At 69.4% G+C, this 16120-nt stretch carries 16 protein-coding genes, 1 tRNA gene and 1 pseudogene; 8 read left to right on the forward strand and 10 right to left on the reverse strand.

All coding sequences use genetic code 11. The features are described from left to right. Positions 1 to 6: 6 nt before the first annotated feature. Positions 7 to 2181 (reverse strand): DEAD/DEAH box helicase, encoded by a 2175-nt coding sequence (locus E3U26_RS20170; protein WP_499107428.1) that lies wholly within the window; start codon positions 2179 to 2181, stop codon positions 7 to 9. A gap of 257 nt (positions 2182 to 2438) precedes the next feature. Between E3U26_RS20170 and argS the strand changes: the two genes are divergently transcribed. The 6 genes from argS (at position 2439) to E3U26_RS20200 (ending at position 8166) form a co-directional block, all read left to right on the forward strand. Next, complete coding sequence (argS, locus tag E3U26_RS20175; RefSeq protein WP_499107430.1) at positions 2439 to 4184, forward strand: arginine--tRNA ligase; 1746 nt, start codon at positions 2439 to 2441, stop codon at positions 4182 to 4184. Positions 4185 to 4252: 68 nt separating this feature from the next. After that, positions 4253 to 5419 carry an SPOR domain-containing protein gene (locus E3U26_RS20180; RefSeq protein ID WP_499107432.1) on the forward strand — a complete coding sequence of 389 codons (1167 nt, stop codon included), beginning with the start codon at positions 4253 to 4255 and terminating at the stop codon, positions 5417 to 5419. Between the two features lie 9 nt (positions 5420 to 5428). After that, on the forward strand, positions 5429 to 6415 hold the full coding sequence (gene nagZ / locus E3U26_RS20185) for a beta-N-acetylhexosaminidase (RefSeq protein WP_243784027.1): 987 nt from the start codon (positions 5429 to 5431) through the stop codon (positions 6413 to 6415). Positions 6416 to 6475: 60 nt separating this feature from the next. Further along, positions 6476 to 7297, forward strand: a complete 822-nt coding sequence (locus tag E3U26_RS20190; RefSeq protein ID WP_499107433.1) for a segregation and condensation protein A — start codon at positions 6476 to 6478, stop codon at positions 7295 to 7297. Further along, positions 7294 to 7956, forward strand: coding sequence for an SMC-Scp complex subunit ScpB (gene scpB, locus E3U26_RS20195; RefSeq protein ID WP_499107435.1), 663 nt, complete (start codon positions 7294 to 7296; stop codon positions 7954 to 7956). Before E3U26_RS20190 ends, scpB begins: the two co-directional genes overlap by 4 nt. 18 nt (positions 7957 to 7974) lie before the next feature. Beyond that, positions 7975 to 8166, forward strand: a complete 192-nt coding sequence (locus tag E3U26_RS20200) for a hypothetical protein (RefSeq protein ID WP_499107436.1) — start codon at positions 7975 to 7977, stop codon at positions 8164 to 8166. 81 nt (positions 8167 to 8247) lie between these two features. On the opposite strand, the gene E3U26_RS20205 is transcribed toward E3U26_RS20200, so the two are convergent. From E3U26_RS20205 to ihfA, 4 genes are all read right to left on the reverse strand, one after another. Then, a complete protein-coding gene (locus E3U26_RS20205; protein WP_499107438.1) occupies positions 8248 to 9315 on the reverse strand; it encodes a 2'-deoxycytidine 5'-triphosphate deaminase in 1068 nt (355 codons plus the stop codon). A 60-nt stretch (positions 9316 to 9375) separates the two neighbouring features. Then, positions 9376 to 9453, reverse strand: a tRNA-Pro gene (locus E3U26_RS20210). 124 nt (positions 9454 to 9577) lie between these two features. Beyond that, positions 9578 to 10162 carry a MerR family transcriptional regulator gene (locus E3U26_RS20215; RefSeq protein ID WP_072460762.1) on the reverse strand — a complete coding sequence of 195 codons (585 nt, stop codon included), beginning with the start codon at positions 10160 to 10162 and terminating at the stop codon, positions 9578 to 9580. After that, positions 10162 to 10470 (reverse strand): integration host factor subunit alpha, encoded by a 309-nt coding sequence (ihfA, locus tag E3U26_RS20220; protein WP_011748157.1) that lies wholly within the window; start codon positions 10468 to 10470, stop codon positions 10162 to 10164. The genes E3U26_RS20215 and ihfA overlap by 1 nt, the downstream gene beginning before the upstream one ends. Positions 10471 to 10682: 212 nt before the next feature. Here ihfA and E3U26_RS20225 point away from each other — a divergent pair, with 212 nt between their 5' ends. After that, complete coding sequence (locus E3U26_RS20225) at positions 10683 to 10958, forward strand: DksA/TraR family C4-type zinc finger protein (protein ID WP_072460761.1); 276 nt, start codon at positions 10683 to 10685, stop codon at positions 10956 to 10958. Between the two features lie 4 nt (positions 10959 to 10962). On the opposite strand, the gene E3U26_RS20230 is transcribed toward E3U26_RS20225, so the two are convergent. The 4 genes from E3U26_RS20230 to E3U26_RS20245 all read right to left on the reverse strand — a co-directional run bounded on the left by E3U26_RS20230 (position 10963) and on the right by E3U26_RS20245 (position 14380). After that, positions 10963 to 11934, reverse strand: a complete 972-nt coding sequence (locus tag E3U26_RS20230; RefSeq protein WP_072460760.1) for a beta-ketoacyl-ACP synthase III — start codon at positions 11932 to 11934, stop codon at positions 10963 to 10965. Further along, a complete protein-coding gene (gene plsX, locus E3U26_RS20235; protein WP_499107441.1) occupies positions 11934 to 13046 on the reverse strand; it encodes a phosphate acyltransferase in 1113 nt (370 codons plus the stop codon). Before plsX ends, E3U26_RS20230 begins: the two co-directional genes overlap by 1 nt. A 17-nt stretch (positions 13047 to 13063) precedes the next feature. Then, positions 13064 to 13270 (reverse strand): 50S ribosomal protein L32, encoded by a 207-nt coding sequence (rpmF, locus tag E3U26_RS20240; RefSeq protein WP_010392407.1) that lies wholly within the window; start codon positions 13268 to 13270, stop codon positions 13064 to 13066. A gap of 291 nt (positions 13271 to 13561) precedes the next feature. Then, positions 13562 to 14380, reverse strand: a complete 819-nt coding sequence (locus E3U26_RS20245) for a sulfotransferase family protein (RefSeq protein ID WP_499107444.1) — start codon at positions 14378 to 14380, stop codon at positions 13562 to 13564. Positions 14381 to 14537: 157 nt separating this feature from the next. Here E3U26_RS20245 and E3U26_RS20250 point away from each other — a divergent pair. Continuing rightward, positions 14538 to 15275: pseudogene (locus E3U26_RS20250) on the forward strand (beta-1,6-N-acetylglucosaminyltransferase); the annotation flags it as partial. A gap of 4 nt (positions 15276 to 15279) precedes the next feature. On the opposite strand, the gene E3U26_RS20255 reads toward E3U26_RS20250, so the two are convergent. Further along, positions 15280 to 16067 (reverse strand): IS5-like element ISPme2 family transposase gene (locus E3U26_RS20255; protein ID WP_088238952.1). Its coding sequence is split into 2 segments (ribosomal slippage): positions 15280 to 15731 and positions 15731 to 16067, totalling 789 coding nucleotides; the frame shifts between segments, so codons are not numbered across the junction. Between the last annotated feature and the right edge of the window lie 53 nt (positions 16068 to 16120).

Here is a 16120-nt window from a genome sequence, read left to right on the forward strand (position 1 = left end):
ACCGGCTCAGGCCCCGGCGGTGGTGTCGTCCGGGCTCGGCGCGGCATCGGCGCCGGGTGCGTCGGGGGCGGCCGCTTCGGCCTCGGCCGCCTTGGCCTTGGTCTTGCGCGGCGCGCGAGGCTTGGCCGGCTTTTTCGCCGCCTTGCGGGCGGGCTTGGCGGCGGGTTCGGCTTCGGCCGAGGCGTCCGGCTGTTCGGGCGCGGGTTGATCCGCCTCTGCCGGAGCCTCCGCGGCGGCGGGCTCGGCCTTGGCCTTGGGGGTGCGCGGCTTGCGCTTGCGGACGGGCTTTTCCTTGGCCTCGGGCTGGGCTACCGGCTCGGCGGCGGCTTCCACGGGCGCGGGTTCGGGGGCCGTTTCCGGTTCGGGGGTCGATTCCGCTGCCGGTTCCGCGGGCTGGATCGCCGGCTCGGCCAGGGCTTCGGCCGGGGCCGGAGTCGGGGCCTCGGCGGGCTTGGGTGCGGGCACGACGGTCGGCTCGGCGGTCGGCTCGCCGGCGGCGGTCTCGGCAGGCGGCGCGGCCGCCTTGGTCCGGGCGGATTCGCCCCGGCGGCGTTTGCCGGGCCTGCGTTCGGCGGACGGCTGTTCGGCAGGCTGGCGCTCGGCGGCGCCTTCGGCCGGCTCGGGTGCGACCTCGTCACGCAGGGGCTCGGCCGTGGCCTCTTCGACCGGGGATTCCTCGATCGGGTCGCGGAAGCCGGGGCGGAAGCTGCGGGTCAGGAACTCGGGCATATGCTCGCCCATGCCCATGACCGGATGGCGGTCGGTGCGGCGATCCTCGCGCCGGTCGTGACGCTCGCCATGGCGTTCGCGACGTTCGTCCCGGCGTTCCTCGCGGGGGGCGCGGTCGTGCCGGCGCTCGGCCTGTTCGACGGGCTTGGCCTCGGCGCGGGGCTCGTGGGCCTGGACGGGCGCCTGGGCGCGCTGTTCGCTGTCGTCGCGCCGGCCCCGGCGGTCGCGGTCGCGCCCGCGTTCCTTGCGGCCGGATTCGCGCGCCGGGCGCGGCGCGCCCTGGGCGGCGGTGGAAAGGGCAAAGCCCTCGGGCACCGGCGCGCGGGGCAGGGTTTGCTTGACCAGCGATTCGATGGCGCCCAGGTATTTCTCGTCCGCGGGGGTCGCGATGGAAATCGCGGTGCCCAGCCGCCCGGCGCGGCCGGTGCGGCCGATGCGGTGGACATAGTCCTCGGCATGGCTGGGCAGGTCGAAGTTGAACACATGGCTGACCGCCGGGATGTCGAGCCCGCGCGCCGCCACGTCCGAGGCGATCAGGAAGCGCAGCGTCCCTTCGCGGAACCCGTCCAGCGTCGCCATGCGGTGGCGCTGGTCCAGGTCGCCGTGGATCGGCGCGGCGTCGAAGCCATGCGCCTTGAGCGACTTGGCGACGATGTCCACCTCGGTCTTGCGGTTGCAGAAGATGATGGCGTTCTTGAGCCCCTCGCCCTCGGCGCGGATCAGCGCGCGCAGCAATTCGCGCTTCTGCTTGGCGGTCTGGTCGCGGCGGGTGGGGGTGATCTCGATCAGCTTCTGGGTGATCGTCTCGCTGGTGGTGGCCTGGCGGGCGACCTCGATGCGCTCGGGCGCATGCAGGAAGGTGTCGGTGATGCGCTCGATCTCGGGCGCCATGGTGGCGCTGAAGAACAGCGTCTGCCGGGTGAAGGGCGTCAGCTGGAAGATGCGCTCGATGTCGGGGATGAAGCCCATGTCGAGCATGCGGTCGGCCTCGTCCACCACCATGATCTGCACGCCGGTCAGCAAGAGCTTGCCGCGCTCGAAATGATCCAGCAGCCGGCCGGGCGTCGCGATCAGCACGTCGACGCCGCGGTCGATCAGCTTGTCCTGTTCCCCGAACGACACGCCGCCGATCAGCAGCGCCTTGGTCAGCCGGGTGTGCTTGGCGTAGATGTCGAAGTTCTCGGCCACCTGGGCGGCCAGTTCGCGCGTCGGGCACAGCACCAGCGACCGCGGCATCCGGGCGCGGGCGCGGCCGCGGCCCAGCAGGGTGATCATCGGCAGGGTGAAGCTGGCGGTCTTGCCGGTGCCGGTCTGGGCGATGCCCAGCACGTCGCGCCCTTCCAGCGCCGGGGGAATCGCCCCGGCCTGGATCGGCGTGGGCGTTTCATACCCCGCCTCGGAGATGGCTTTCAGAACCTTGGGGTCCAGCTTCAGATCGGAAAACTTGGTCATTCAGGGCTTTCGTATCAATGCGCGGAACCAGCCCGCGCCGTTCATGCGTCCATCGCCGCCATCCGGGAAACCGGATTTTCGCGGCGGGTCGGGACGCAATTTCCGCACGCCCCTCGCCTTGCCTGCCGGATGCAGACAGGGCGGGCCTAGCGGAAAACCCGCTCTTCGTCAATCTGATGCGCGACTGCCGTTCGGCGGGCCGGTTGACGGCCCCCTTGGGCAGGCGCTATCCCCGGACGATCTTACGGATGGAAGCCATGAACCTTTTCTCGGATATCCGCGCGCTGGTCCTTGATGCGCTGGCGCAGATGGAACAGGCGGGCGCGCTGCCCGCGGGCCTCGATACCGCCAACGTGACGGTCGAGCCGCCGCGGGACGCCGCGCATGGCGACATGGCCACCAATGCCGCCATGGTGCTGGCCAAGCCCGCCGGCCTGAAGCCGCGCGACATCGCCGAGGCGCTGGCCGCCCGCCTGGCCGCCGATCCGCGCATCGCCTCGGTCGAGGTGGCGGGGCCGGGCTTCCTGAACCTGCGCCTGGCGCCGGGCGAATGGCAGGGCGTGGTGCGCGCCGCACTGGCCGAGGGCGGGGACTACGGCCGCTCGGACATGGGCAAGGGCCAGCGGATCAACGTGGAATTCGTCAGCGCCAACCCGACCGGACCGATGCATGTCGGCCACACCCGCGGCGCGGTCTTTGGCGATGCGTTGGCGGCGCTTCTGGATTTCTCGGGGCATGCGGTCACGCGCGAATACTATATCAACGACGGCGGCGCCCAGGTCGATGTGCTGGCGCGTTCCGCCTATGAACGCTATCGCGAGGCCAACGGGCTGGAGCCCGAGATCCGCGAGGGGCTTTATCCCGGCGACTACCTGATCCCGGTGGGCGAGGCGCTGAAGGCGAAATACGGCACCAGCCTGCTGGAGCGGCCGGAATCGGAATGGCTGGCCGAGGTGCGCGATTTCGCCACCCAGGCGATGATGGACATGATCCGCGAGGATCTGGCGCTGCTCAACGTCCACATGGACGTGTTTTCCAGCGAGAAGGCGCTTTACGGCACCGGCCGGATCGAGGCCGCGATCGAGCGGCTGCGCCAGGCCGGGCTGATCTATGAAGGCGTGCTGGAGCCGCCCAAGGGCAAGACCCCCGAGGATTGGGAGCCGCGCGAGCAGACGCTGTTCCGCTCGACCGCGCATGGCGACGACGTGGACCGGCCGGTCAAGAAATCCGACGGCTCCTGGACCTATTTCGCGCCCGACATCGCCTATCACTGGGACAAGATCGAGCGCGGCTTCGACGCGCTGATCGACGTGTTCGGCGCCGACCATGGCGGCTATGTCAAGCGCATGACCGCGGCGGTCAAGGCGCTGTCGAACGGCCGGGTGCCGCTGGACGTCAAGCTGATCCAGCTGGTCAAGCTGTTCAAGAACGGCGAGCCCTTCAAGATGTCCAAGCGCGCCGGCACCTTCGTCACCCTGCGCGACGTGGTCGAGCAGGCGGGCGCGGACGTCACCCGCTTCCACATGCTGACGCGCAAGAACGATGCGGCGCTGGATTTCGACTTCGACAAGGTGCTGGAGCAGTCCAAGGACAACCCGGTCTGGTATGTGCAATATGCCAGCGCGCGGGTGAACTCGGTCCTGACCAAGGCGGCGGCGATGGGCGTCGATACCTCGGATGCTGCGCTGGCGCAGGCGGATCTGGCGCAATTGTCGCATCCGGCCGAGCTGGAACTGGCCCGCAAAGTTGCAGAATGGCCACGCACGGTCGAAATCGCCGCCCGCGCGCATGAGCCGCACCGGATCGCGTTTTTCCTTTACGACATCGCATCCGAGCTGCATTCGCTGTGGAACCGCGGCAATGACGAACCCGCCCTGCGCTTCCTGCAAGAGGGCGATCCGGTGGCCATGGCGGCGAAAATCGCGTTGGCACGGTCCGTTGGCGTTGTCATTTCGGCCGGTCTTGGTATCTTGGGGGTGACTCCGGCCAAAGAAATGCGCTGAATAACGGCGCCCTGCCGGGGACGAGCAGATAAACGAGCAGCGTCGGAACAACCGGCAGGCAGGCAGGAATGACGGTAGTAGATTTCCGCTCTTCGGGCGGGTTTGACGGGTCGCAGCCCCACAGGCTGTCGCAGGGCTATCCCCATGCCGACGGGCAGCAGGGCTATGCCGAGGATTGGCAGGACCAGGACTGGCAGGACGGCGGCTGGGACGAACAGCACCCCTACGCCCATGCCGAATCGCTGGCCGAATCGCCTTCGCTCCTGGGGCGGATCACGCGGCTGACGCATTACCTTGGGGCGCTGGTCTCGGTCGGGCTGATCGTGATCCTGGCGGTCTGGGGCTACAAGCTGGTGGTGCGCGACGTCTCGGGCGTGCCGGTGATCCGCGCCATCGAGGGTGAGGCCCGCACCGCGCCCGACAATCCGGGCGGCGAGCTGACCCAGCGCACCGGCTTGGCGGTGAACACGGTCGCTGCCGGCGCCGAAACCGCGGCGGTGGACCGCGTGGCCATCGCGCCCGCCGCGACGCCGCTTGACAGCCAGGACGTGCCCATGGGCGAGCTGGGCGCGACGGCGCAAGAGCCCTCGCACCCGATCGAGGCGCCGCTGATCGACGAAACCGCCCGCGTCATCGCCCGCCCCGACGGCGAGACCCTGGCCCAGCCCGATGCGGCCGCGGAAAGCGTCGCCAGCGCAGTGATCTCGGACGCGCCCGCCGCCGATGCGCCGGTGAACGAGGCCGTGACCGACCTGGCCGGCAACGAGACGCGCGACATGGCCATCACCACAGCGCTGGCCGAGGCCGGGGCCCAGCCGGTGCCGGGTGCCATCGCGCAATCGCCGCGTCCCGCGCCCCGTCCGCGCCGCGTGGCCGCCGCCGCCCCGGCGGTCGCCAGCGATGCTGCGCCCGCGCGTGCCGCGGCCGAAAGCCGCCCCGCCGCCGCGCCCGAAACCCCGGCACCGGCACCGGCGCAGGTCGCCTCGGGTGCGCCGCTGGTGCAGATCGGCGCCTTCGACAGCGATGCGCTGGCACGGGGCGAATGGAACCGCGTCTCGGGCAAGTTCGGCGCGCTTTTCGCCGGCAAGGGCATGGTGGTCCAGGAGCACAAGGCCAATGGCCGCAGCTTCTGGCGCCTGCGCGCTGCCGGCTTCGAATCGCGCGACGAGGCGCGGCGCTTCTGCGCGGCGCTGATCGCCGAGGGCGTGGACTGCATCCCCGCCATGGCGAAATGAGCCTCTGAGATGGCCGGCGCCACCATCCTCGGCGGCATCGCCGGCCCGGAGCTGAGCCGGGCCGAGCGCGACTTCTTTCGCGCCGCCGATCCCTGGGGCTTCATCCTGTTTGCGCGCAACGTCGATACGCCGGACCGCCTGCGCCGGCTGACGGCCGAGCTGCGCGAGGCGGTGGGCCGCGACGCCCCGGTGCTGGTGGACCAGGAGGGCGGGCGGGTCCAGCGCATGCGCGCGCCGCATTGGACCGACTGGCCGGCGCCCCTGGACCAGGCGGGTCGGGGCGAGCGCGCCGTCTGGCTGCACCATCACCTGCTGGCGCAGGAATTGCGCGCCGTCGGCATCGACGCCGATTGCGCCCCGGTCCTGGACATGGCCCGCGACGAGACCCATCCCTTCCTGAAGAATCGCTGCCTCGGCTCGGATGCCGAAACGGTGATCCGCCTGGGCCGGGCCGCGGCGCAGGCCATGCTGGCCGCCGGGGTGCTGCCGGTCGTCAAGCACATGCCGGGCCATGGCCGGGCGCGGGTGGACAGCCACAAGGACCTGCCGGTGGTCGAGGCTTCGCTGGACGAGCTGCGCGCCACCGATTTCGCCCCGTTCCGCGCGCTTGCCGACCTGCCCATGGCGATGACCGCGCATATCCGCTTTGCCGCCATCGACGATGCGCCCGCCACCGCCTCGGCCGCCGTGATCGACCTGATCCGGCGCGAGATCGGCTTCGACGGGCTGCTCATGTCCGACGACATCGGCATGCAGGCGCTGTCCGGCAGCCCGGCCGAGCGCGCCGCCGCCACCATCGCCGCCGGCTGCGACCTGGTGCTGTCCTGCAACGAGACCCCGGCGCAGATGGAAGAGATCGTCGCCGCCGCCGGCGCCATGGCGCCCCGCGCCGTCGCGCGGGCCGAGGCGGCGCTGGCGCTGCGCCGCGCGCCGGTGCAGCAGGATATTGCTTCGTTGCGGGCGGAACTGGCGGCGCTTGGCGGGCTGGCGGCCTGATCGGTTGACTAGCCCCGGTCTATCGCGGATTCTGCGCAGGTTCCCTAGCCTGGACGCGACATGACCAAGGTGCCCTACCTGACCCCCGTGCCCGACCCCGCGCCGCATCTGCCGGGGCTCGGGCCGCAGGCCGTGGCCGAGCGCCGCGCCGAGGAGGTGCTGGTCGTCGATGTCTCGGGCTTCGAGGGGCCGCTGGACCTGCTGCTCACGCTGTCGCGCACGCAGAAGGTCGACCTGATGCAGGTCTCGGTGCTGGAGCTTGCCGACCAGTATCTGGCCTTCGTCGACGAGGCCCGCGCGCTGCGCATCGAGCTTGCCGCCGATTACCTGGTCATGGCCGCCTGGCTGGCCTATCTGAAATCCCGCCTGCTTCTGCCACCCGACCCCGAGGCCGAGGGCCCGTCGGCCGAGGAGATGGCGGCGCATCTGGCCTTCCAGCTGGAACGGCTGAACGCCATGCGCGAGGCGGCGGCGCGGCTGATGGCGCGCGACCGGCTGGGGCAGGACCGTTTCGCCCGCGGAGCGCCCGAAACCGTCGCCCGTCAGCGCCAGGTCGCCTGGCAGGCCGGGCTGATCGACCTGATGCGCGCCTATGCCAGGCTGCGCACCCGCGACGAGTTCCGGCCCTATGCCTTCGACCGCCGCGACGTGCTGACCATGGAGCAGGCGCTGGACCGGGTGCGCGGTCTGATCGGCTATGCCGGCGACTGGACCGCGCTTTCCGCCTTCCTGCCCGAGGGCTGGGAGGCCGACCCGCAGCGCCGCCGCTCGGCCACCGCGGCGACCTTTGCCGCGACGCTGGAACTGGCCCGGCAGGGCGCGGTCGAAATCAGCCAGGCCGGCACCTTCGCCCCGATCACCATCCGCAGGCGCCCAGAATGAGCCAGGACGACACCGCCCCCGACCCGCAGCACTTTCCGCCGCCGCCCCTGCCCGAGCAGGAGCGCATGGTCGAGGCGATCCTGTTCGCCTCGGCCGAGCCGATGAGCCAGCGCGAGATCGCCGCCCGCCTGCCGGTCGGCTGCGACCCGGCCGAGGCGCTGCGCGCCTTGCGCGCCCGCTACGAGGGGCGGGGGGTGCAGCTGGCGCGGGTGGGCGATGCCTGGGCCTTTCGCTCCGCCGCCGACCTGGGCTTCCTGATGCAGGAAAGCGTGGTCGAAAGCCGCCGCCTGTCGCGCGCCGCGACCGAGACCCTGGCGATCATCGCCTATCACCAGCCCGTCACCCGCGCCGAGATCGAGGAGATCCGCGGCGTCGCCGTCAGCCGCGGCACGCTGGACCAGCTGATCGAGCTGGACTGGGTCCGCATCGGCCGCCGCCGCCAGACCCCCGGCCGGCCGGTGACGTTCGTCGTGACCGAGGCCTTCCTGGATCATTTCGGCCTGGAGAGCGCCCGCGACCTGCCGGGATTGGCCGAGCTGCGTGCGGCGGGCCTGCTGGAATCGCGCCCGCCGGGCGAGGGGCTGGCGCCCGGCCTGTTCGGCGAGGCGGACGGCGAGGACGCCGGGGCCATGGCTGAGGATCTGTTCGAAGATGAATGAAGAATTGGCTGTAACGCCATGAATGTTAATCGGTTAATTTCCGTTCTGACGCGTAAGGTCGCGAACCGGCTGCTGAACTGGGGCATCCGGCGGATGAATGCGCCCAAGCCGGGCGCACGTCGGACCCCTCAGCAGCGAAGCCGCGAAAAGGCCATGCGCGAGGCGGTCAAGCACGCCCGTCAGGCGGCGCGCATCACCCGGCGGATGTGATAGGGGGCTCTGCCCCCGTCGCGCTGGCGCGCGACTCCCCCGGGATATTGGGACACGGAAGAATGCAGGGCGGGCGGCTGTTCAGGCGAATTGCTTGGCGAGCTTGAGGCCCTGGCCCTGGTAGTTCGAGGCGATGCCGCTGCCGTAGAGCCGTTCGGGGCGCGCGGCCATGCGCTCGTAGACCAGGCGGCCGACGACCTGGCCGTGTTCCAGCGCGAAGGGGGCCTCGTGGCAGCGCACCTCGAGCACGCCGCGCGCGCCCCGGCCGGCGGCGCCATGGCCGAAGCCCGGATCGAAGAAGCCGGCGTAATGCACGCGGAACTCGCCCACCATCGCCAGGTAGGGTGCCATTTCCGCGGCGTAGTCGGGCGGGATCGCCACCGCCTCGCGGCTGACCAGGATATAGAAGGCGCCGGGGTCGAGGATCAGCTGGCCGTCGGTGCTGCGCAGCTCGTCCCAGAAGTCGCGGGCCCGGTAGGCGCCGATCCGGTCGAGGTCGATGACCCCGCTATGCGGCCGGGCGCGGTAGCCGACCAGGTCGCCCGCCTCGGGGCGCAGGTCGACCGAGAAGCCCAGGCCGTCGTCGATCAGCGCCTCGCCCGTCACCAGCGGCTCCTGCGCGTGCAGCTTGTGCAGCTCGGCATCCGACAGCACCGCCTGGCCCTGGCGCAGCCGCAGCTGGTTCAGCCGCATGCCGGGCCGCACCAGGACCGAGAAGCTGCGCGGGCAGATCTCGGCATAGATCGGGCCGTCGTAGCCCTGGGGCAGGCGGTCGAACTCGGTGCCCTCGTCGGTGACGAGCCGCGTCAGCAGGTCGAGCCGCCCGGTCGAGCTTTTGGCATTGGCGACCGCGTCGAGGCCCTGGGGCAGGGACAGCCGCTCCATCAGCGGCACCAGGTAGACGCAGCCCTTTTCCAGCACGGCGCCGCCGGCAAGGTCCATGCGGTGCATCTCGAAATCCTTGAGCCGGTCGCCGACCCGGCGCCCGCGTCCGGCCAGGAACGAGGCGCGCAGCCGCCATGCCGTCGCGCCCAGGCGCAGGTCGAGGCTGGCGGGCTGGACCTGTTCGGGCAGGATCGGCTGGTCGGCCGAGATCGCACCGCTTGCGATCAGCTGGCGCAGGGACGTATCGGGAAGCACACCGTTCACGCGAAACCCTTTCGGCAAAAGGAAACGCCCACCCCCGGACGGGGATGGGCGTTTTCGGAATGGTCGGGCCGGCGAGATTCGAACTCGCGGCCTTCCGCCCCCCAGACGGACGCGCTAACCAGGCTGCGCCACGGCCCGACGAGGGGCATATAGAGCGAAGCGGGCCGCCAGCACAAGGGGCCTGGGGCGGAAATTTCGGCAAGAATCTCGATTGCTGTGGATAGTCCGCCGGCGCGGGCCGGAAAGCGGGCGGCCATGCGCGTCAGCGCGCGCCGGCCAGCGCGTCGCGCAGGGTTTTCGCCTGCGCGGGCAGGGGCTTGCCCTGCAATTCGTGCTGGCGCAGCGCCAGGGCGGTGGCCACCAGCCGGCCGAGCCAGTCGGCTGCGGGTTCCCGGCCCGGATCGAGCGCGGCGAAGAGCGGCAGCGATTCGGCCTGCCGGGCCGGAGGGTTCGGCCGGGCCGGCCGGGGTGCGGCCTTTGCCGCCGTCGGCGCGGCCTCCCGCTCGGGCAGGGCCAGGCGCACGGCGGGGCCGGGGTGGTCCGCCGCGCCGGCCTCGCCCAGGGTCTCGCCCAGGCGGGCGGCGCCGATCTCGCGCAGGGCGGCGCCGCGGTCGGCGGCGATCAGCCGCTTGGCGCCGCGGATGCTGAGCCCTTCCTCGCGCATGACCTGGCAGAGGCCGGCGGCCAGCCGCACGTCCTCGGGCCGGTAATAGCGGCGGCCGTCGGCGCGTTTCACCGGCGCAAGCTGCGTGAATTGCGATTCCCAGTAGCGCAGCACATGCGGCGCGACGCCCACGAGGCGCGAGACCTCGCCGATGGATCTGAAGGCGTCGGGGGACTTGCTCATCAGCCCTTGCGCCTGTTCCCCGCCGCCACCCGATCCTTCATCAGATGCGACGGCCGGAAGGACAGCACCCGGCGCGGCGTGATCGGCACCTCTTCCCCGGTCTTGGGGTTGCGGCCGATGCGTTCGTTCTTGTCGCGGACCGAAAACGTGCCGAAGGACGAGATCTTGACCTGCTCGCCGCGCACCAGCGCATCGGAGATATGGCCAAGCACGCTTTCGACAAGCTGGGCCGATTCGTGGCGGGACAGACCCACCTCACGGAACACGGCCTCGGCCAGGTCCATGCGGGTCAGGGTAGAGTCGCTCATCTCGGAAACCTCTTGAATGGTGCGAAGGATGATTTCTTTACGGCGCCGAGTCAACAACCCCGGCCCGATTCCGTTCCCTCATCGGCCGATTTTGTTCCGCATTATTCGCGCCTTACCCGCAAGACCCCGCGCATGGCCGCCTGCGGGCTGCTTGGAATGGCGGCAATCCGCGCCTATCTTGGAAGGGAAAGGGCAAGCGGGACGGAGCTGACATGGCCGGCGGTTGGGCGCGCGACGATGCGGTGAACGAGCAGATCGAGGTTTCCACGCAGGAGGCGATCGAGCGGATGCGGCTGCGCAATGCGCAGCGCGTGGCGCAGGAAAGCGCCCTCATCTGCGAGGAATGCGACGAGCCGATCCCAGAGGCGCGGCGGCAGGCGATTCCGGGCGTCCGGCTGTGCGTGGACTGTCAATCCGGCCGCGACAAGGCCTGGCGGCCGGCGGCCGGCATCAACCGGCGCGGATCGAAGGATTCGCAGCTGAAATAGCGGCTTACCAGCGCAGCACGACCGAGCCCCAGGCGAGACCGCCGCCGATGGCCTCGGCCACCAGCACGTCGCCGGGCTTGAAGCGGCCCTCGGCATTGGCCACCGACAGCGCCAGCGGGATCGAGGCGGCCGAGGTATTGCCGTGGTCGGCCACCGTCAGCACCACTTTTTCCATCGGCAGGCGCATGCGCTTGGCCGTGGCCTCGATGATGCGCAGGTTGGCCTGATGCGGCACCAGCCAGTCCACCTGCTCGGGCGTCAGCCCGGCGCGGTCCAGCGCGCGATGGGCGGTGTCGGCCAGCTTTTCGACGGCGTGGCGGAAGACCAGGTTGCCCTGCATGCGCAGATGCCCGGCGGTGCCGGTGCTGGCCACGCCGCCGTCCACATAAAGCAGGTCGCGATATTGCCCGTCGCTGTTCAGGTCGGTCGCGAGGATTCCGCGGTCGGCGGAGGTGCCCTGGCCCTCGGCCGCCTCCAGCACCACGGCGCCGGCGCCGTCGCCGAACAGCACGCAAGTGCCGCGGTCGGTCCAGTCCATGATTCGGCTGAAGGTTTCGGCCCCGATCAGCAGCACGCGATCGGCAAGCCCGGCGCGGATCATCGCATCGGCATTGGCCAGCGCATAGACGAAGCCGGCGCAGACCGCCTGCAGGTCATAGGCGAAGCCCCGGCGCATGCCCAGCCCGGCCTGCACCATGGTCGCGACCGAGGGAAAGGTCAGGTCGGGGGTCGAGGTGGCCACGATCACCGCGTCGATCTGTCCGGCCTCGAGCCCGGCATCGGCCAGCGCCGCCTGCGCGGCCAGGATGCCCAGGTCGCTGGTGCGCTGGTCCTCGGCGGCGAAATGGCGCCGCTCGATGCCGGTGCGGGCGCGGATCCATTCGTCGCTGGTGTCCAGCTTGTCCTCGAACCAGCTGTTCTCGACCACGCGCTCGGGCAGGTAATGGCCGGTTCCCCGGACGATCGCACGCCGCATCAGGACGCCTCGCTTTCCTTGCTGCCGTTGATTTGGCCGGCCGCCGCGACGGATTGCGCCACGCGCGCCGCCAGCCGGTCCTGAAAGCCGGATTGCGCCAGCCGGAAGGCCAGCTTGATCGCCGCCGAGACGCCGGTGGCATCGGCCGAGCCGTGCGATTTCACCACCGTCCCGTTCAGGCCCAGGAAGACGCCGCCGTTGACGCGGCGCGGGTCGATGCGCTTTTGCAGCCGCCGGAGCGAGCCCATGGCCAGCAGCGCCGCGAATTTCGACAGCACGGACTTGCCGAAGGCTTCCTTGAGCAGCTCGCCCACCAGCTTCGCCGTGCCCTCGCCGGTCTTCAGGGCGACATTGCCGGTGAAGCCGTCGGTCACGATCACGTCGACGCGGGCCGAGGGCAGGTCGCCGCCCTCGACGAAACCGACATAGTCGAAATTCGCCGCCTGCGCCGTGGTGGGGATCAACTCATGCGCCTGTTTCAGCTCGGGCCGGCCCTTGTGGTCCTCGGTCCCGACGTTCAGCAGGCCGACGCGCGGCCGCTCGAGCCCGAAGCCGTTGCGGGCATAGGAGGCGCCCATCAGCGCATAGGTCAGCAAGTCCTGCGCATCGGCGCGGATGTCGGCGCCGACGTCGAGCATGACGTTGAAGCCCTGCGGGTTGCGCGAGGGCCAGAGGCAGGCGATGGCGGGGCGGTTCACGCCGGGCAGCTTGCGCAGCCGCAGCATCGAAAGCGCCATCAGCGCGCCGGTATTGCCGCAGGAGACGGCGGCCGTCGCCTCGCCCCGGCGCACCGATTCGAGGGCGGACCACATCGAGGTGCCCTCGCCCTTGCGCAGCACCTGGCTGGGCTTGTCGCCCATGGTGACGACGCCGGCGGCTTCGCGGATGTCGCAACGCCGGGCCAGATCGCCGCGGCGGGCGATCAGCCGTTCCAGCTCGGCCCGCGGGCCGTGGACGATGAAGCGGATGTCGGGGTTCTTGCTGGCGCTTTCGGCCATGCCGGCGACCACCGTCGCCGGGCCGCGGTCGCCGCCCATCGCGTCAACGGAGATCACCACGCCGCCCTCGTCGCCAGGGACGCGAGGCAGAGTGCTGGAATCTGCCGAAGCCATATCCGCGGTCGGTCCGCTCAGGCCGCGTCTTCGTCCAGGTCGACCTCATTGGCCTGCGCCACGACCTCGCGGTCGGCATAATGGCCGCAGGAGGGGCAGACGTGATGCGGGCGCTTCAGCTCGCCGCAGTTGGGGCATTCGTTCGGGTTGCCGGCGACGAGCGCATCATGCGAACGGCGCATGTTGCGGCGGGAGCGGGTAACTCGGTTCTGAGGGACGGCCATGTCTCAACCTCAAGGGGTTCGGGGGGCAACCAGCCTGGGCGGCCCCGGATTTGGTGTTCTTGTCTGGGGCGGGCATAGGCCACTGGAGCGTTGGCCGCAAGTCACGAAAACTGCTCGCAAAGCGGGGGCCGCGGTCCGGGATTCCCCCGCCGGTCGAATGAAGGCGGCAAAATAGCGGGATTTTCGCATTGCGCAAGGGAAAACTGCAAGGGAAGCGGCGCATGCGCGCCGCTGCCTCCGGCGGGGATATTTAAGCAGGAAGAAGCCGGGCGCCCGTGGGGCGGGCCGGGTTCAGCGGCCGAGCTTGGCGTGGACTTCCTCGAGGTCGATCTCGTTTCTGGGCAGCTTGTTGTCCGGGTCGTCGAAGTCGTATTTGAAGAGTTGGAAGTCCTTCTTGTAGATTTCCCAGACCAGGTGGCGCGACAGGTCGTCGAAATAGGCGCTGACCTTGTGGGCGCGCTTGGGGCCGTGGCCTTCGGATTCGTTGAACCTGGGCACGTCCTTCACCTTCAGCCGCACCGGGGTCGGCGCGGCGTCCAGCACCTTCTGCATGCCCTCGTCGAATTTCTCGGTGAAGAGGATCTGGTCGTAGCGCCCGCCGTTGACGATGAAGGTGGCGACATGGCCCGAGACGGCCGACCAGTGGATGTCCGGCTCCATCGGCCGGCGCCAGCGGATGGTGTCGCGCGCAAACAGCAGGAAGCGGCGGAAGCTGGCGACCTGGTCGAATTCGAAGCCGTTCTCGGGGCTGCCGACGTCGACGCCGTAGCGTTGCATCAGTTCCGGCACCAGGTTGCCGCGGTAGCGCTTGCCGTTCCGCTGGATGCCCGCGATCTTGTCGAAGAACGAGGACAGGATGCGCGCATAGGGGTTGCGCACGCAGGTGAAGGTCAGCGCCTTGTGCGTCGCCACGTTCGCCTCGATCAGCGGCTGGCTTTCGGGCTGGTTCCACTTGTGCAACCCGCTGGTGGCGTCGTGGATGTCGCCGTCGAAATAGCGGCCGTGGTCGGAATAGAACATGATCTGCCCGATCGAGGAGCAGGCGCATTTCGGGACGACGCGATAGACCATGCTTTCGCTTTCCGTCATCCACGTTCCTGGAAAACCCATAACTCTCATTCCCTTTACAAAGACTGCGCCGGCCGCGGCGGATGTGCCGGCGGGTTGCCCCTTCGGCCAAAATCGGTAAGGACACAATGCAAATCACCGGCAGAGTTTCAACCAGTGTGAGCATTGCCCGCGTGAAGCGGACAAGATGGGTAACGAGATGGCGCGTATTGCCTTTATTCTGCTGTGCCACAAGGATCCCGAGGGCGTGGTGGCGCAGGCCCGCAGGCTGACCGCCTCGGGCGATTACGTGGCGATCCATTTCGACGGCCGCGCCAATCCGCGCGACTACGAGCTGATCCGGGCGGCGCTGGCCGACAACGCCTCGGTGGTCTTTGCGCAGCGGCGCTGGAAATGCGGCTGGGGCGAATGGTCGCTGGTCGGCGCCACGCTGGAGGCGGTGCGCGCCGCCGTCGCCGCCTTTCCGCGGGCCACGCATTTCTACATGCTCTCGGGCGATTGCATGCCGATCAAGTCGGCCGAATATGCCCATGGCCTGCTGGACGGCGAGGATTGCGACTATATCGAGAGCTTCGATTTCTTCGAATCGGACTGGATCAAGACCGGCTTCAAGGAAGAGCGGCTGGTCTACCGGCACTGGTTCAACGAGCGCACGCAGAAATGGCTGTTCTATGCCAGCTACGATTTGCAGAAGCGATTCGGCCTGCGGCGCCGGGTGCCGGCCGACATCCAGGTCATGATCGGGTCGCAATGGTGGTGCCTGCGCCGCCTGACCGTCGAGAAGGTGCTGGATTTCTGCGCCAGCCGGCCGGACGTGATGCGCTTCTTCTCGACCACCTGGATCCCGGACGAGACCTTCTTCCAGACCGTCGTACCCCATGTCGTGCCGTGGCGCGAGATCCGCACCCGCACGCTGACCTATCTGATCTTCACCGACTAGGTCATGTTGACAAATGGCGGAGCCAGAGGCGGATCGACGTGATGTCGATGAAGCCCAGGAAGCTTTCGGCGGTCTTGTCGTAGCGGGTGGCGACGCGACGGGCATTCTTGAGCTTGTTGAAGCACCGCTCAACGAGATTGCGCAGGCGGTAGAGCCTGCGGTCAACGGCGACCCGTAGCTTCCGGGTTTTGCGCATGGGGATGACCGGCACCACGTCGCGCACCTCCATGGTCTTGCGGATGTTGTCGGAGTCGTAGCCGCGGTCTGCGAGCAGAACGCTTGGCTCGGGCAGGTTGTCAGCCATGACCAGATCGAAGCCGAGGTAGTCCGATGTCTGCCCGGCCGTGATCTCGGTTCTCATGGGCAGGCCTGCCGCATTGACCCGCAGATGGATCTTGGTCGTGAAGCCACCTCGCGAGCGGCCGAAACCTTGGCGCGGAGTCCCCCTTTTGCGCCCGCTGCCTGATGATGAGCGCGAACCACGGTGCTGTCGATCATCTGCAGCGCATCCGGCACGATCCGGCTCTCGTTCAGCGCCTCCAGGATCTGTTCCCACAGCCCCGCCAACGTCCAGCGCCGGAACTGCCGATAGACAGACGACCATTTGCCGAACTCTTCCGGCAGGTCGCGCCAGGGCGACCCCGTTCGGGCGATCCAGAAAATCCCATCCAGAACAAGCCGATGGTTCGTGGGCTTGCGGCCGTTCGGAGAACGGACAGCCAGGATGAAGCGTTCAAAGAACGCCCACTCGTCGTTCGACATCAGGTTTCGTGCCACGCTGGTCTCCATTGCAGATACCAGCTTGAATCACGATCACCGCGCCCGGTGAATCCCTTTTGTCA

This window comes from Paracoccus ferrooxidans, from assembly GCF_029909815.1.
Taxonomy (GTDB): Bacteria; Pseudomonadota; Alphaproteobacteria; order Rhodobacterales; family Rhodobacteraceae; genus Paracoccus; species Paracoccus versutus.

Coding starts and splice junctions, on each gene's coding strand:
- E3U26_RS20170 (WP_499107428.1), bottom strand. CDS start 2,181: ATGACCAAGTTTTCCGATCTGAAGCTGGACCCCAAGGTTCTGAAAGCC.
- argS (WP_499107430.1), top strand. CDS start 2,439: ATGAACCTTTTCTCGGATATCCGCGCGCTGGTCCTTGATGCGCTGGCG.
- E3U26_RS20180 (WP_499107432.1), top strand. CDS start 4,253: ATGACGGTAGTAGATTTCCGCTCTTCGGGCGGGTTTGACGGGTCGCAG.
- nagZ (WP_243784027.1), top strand. CDS start 5,429: ATGGCCGGCGCCACCATCCTCGGCGGCATCGCCGGCCCGGAGCTGAGC.
- E3U26_RS20190 (WP_499107433.1), top strand. CDS start 6,476: ATGACCAAGGTGCCCTACCTGACCCCCGTGCCCGACCCCGCGCCGCAT.
- scpB (WP_499107435.1), top strand. CDS start 7,294: ATGAGCCAGGACGACACCGCCCCCGACCCGCAGCACTTTCCGCCGCCG.
- E3U26_RS20200 (WP_499107436.1), top strand. CDS start 7,975: ATGAATGTTAATCGGTTAATTTCCGTTCTGACGCGTAAGGTCGCGAAC.
- E3U26_RS20215 (WP_072460762.1), bottom strand. CDS start 10,162: ATGAGCAAGTCCCCCGACGCCTTCAGATCCATCGGCGAGGTCTCGCGC.
- ihfA (WP_011748157.1), bottom strand. CDS start 10,470: ATGAGCGACTCTACCCTGACCCGCATGGACCTGGCCGAGGCCGTGTTC.
- E3U26_RS20225 (WP_072460761.1), top strand. CDS start 10,683: ATGGCCGGCGGTTGGGCGCGCGACGATGCGGTGAACGAGCAGATCGAG.
- E3U26_RS20230 (WP_072460760.1), bottom strand. CDS start 11,934: ATGCGGCGTGCGATCGTCCGGGGAACCGGCCATTACCTGCCCGAGCGC.
- plsX (WP_499107441.1), bottom strand. CDS start 13,046: ATGGCTTCGGCAGATTCCAGCACTCTGCCTCGCGTCCCTGGCGACGAG.
- rpmF (WP_010392407.1), bottom strand. CDS start 13,270: ATGGCCGTCCCTCAGAACCGAGTTACCCGCTCCCGCCGCAACATGCGC.
- E3U26_RS20245 (WP_499107444.1), bottom strand. CDS start 14,380: ATGGGTTTTCCAGGAACGTGGATGACGGAAAGCGAAAGCATGGTCTAT.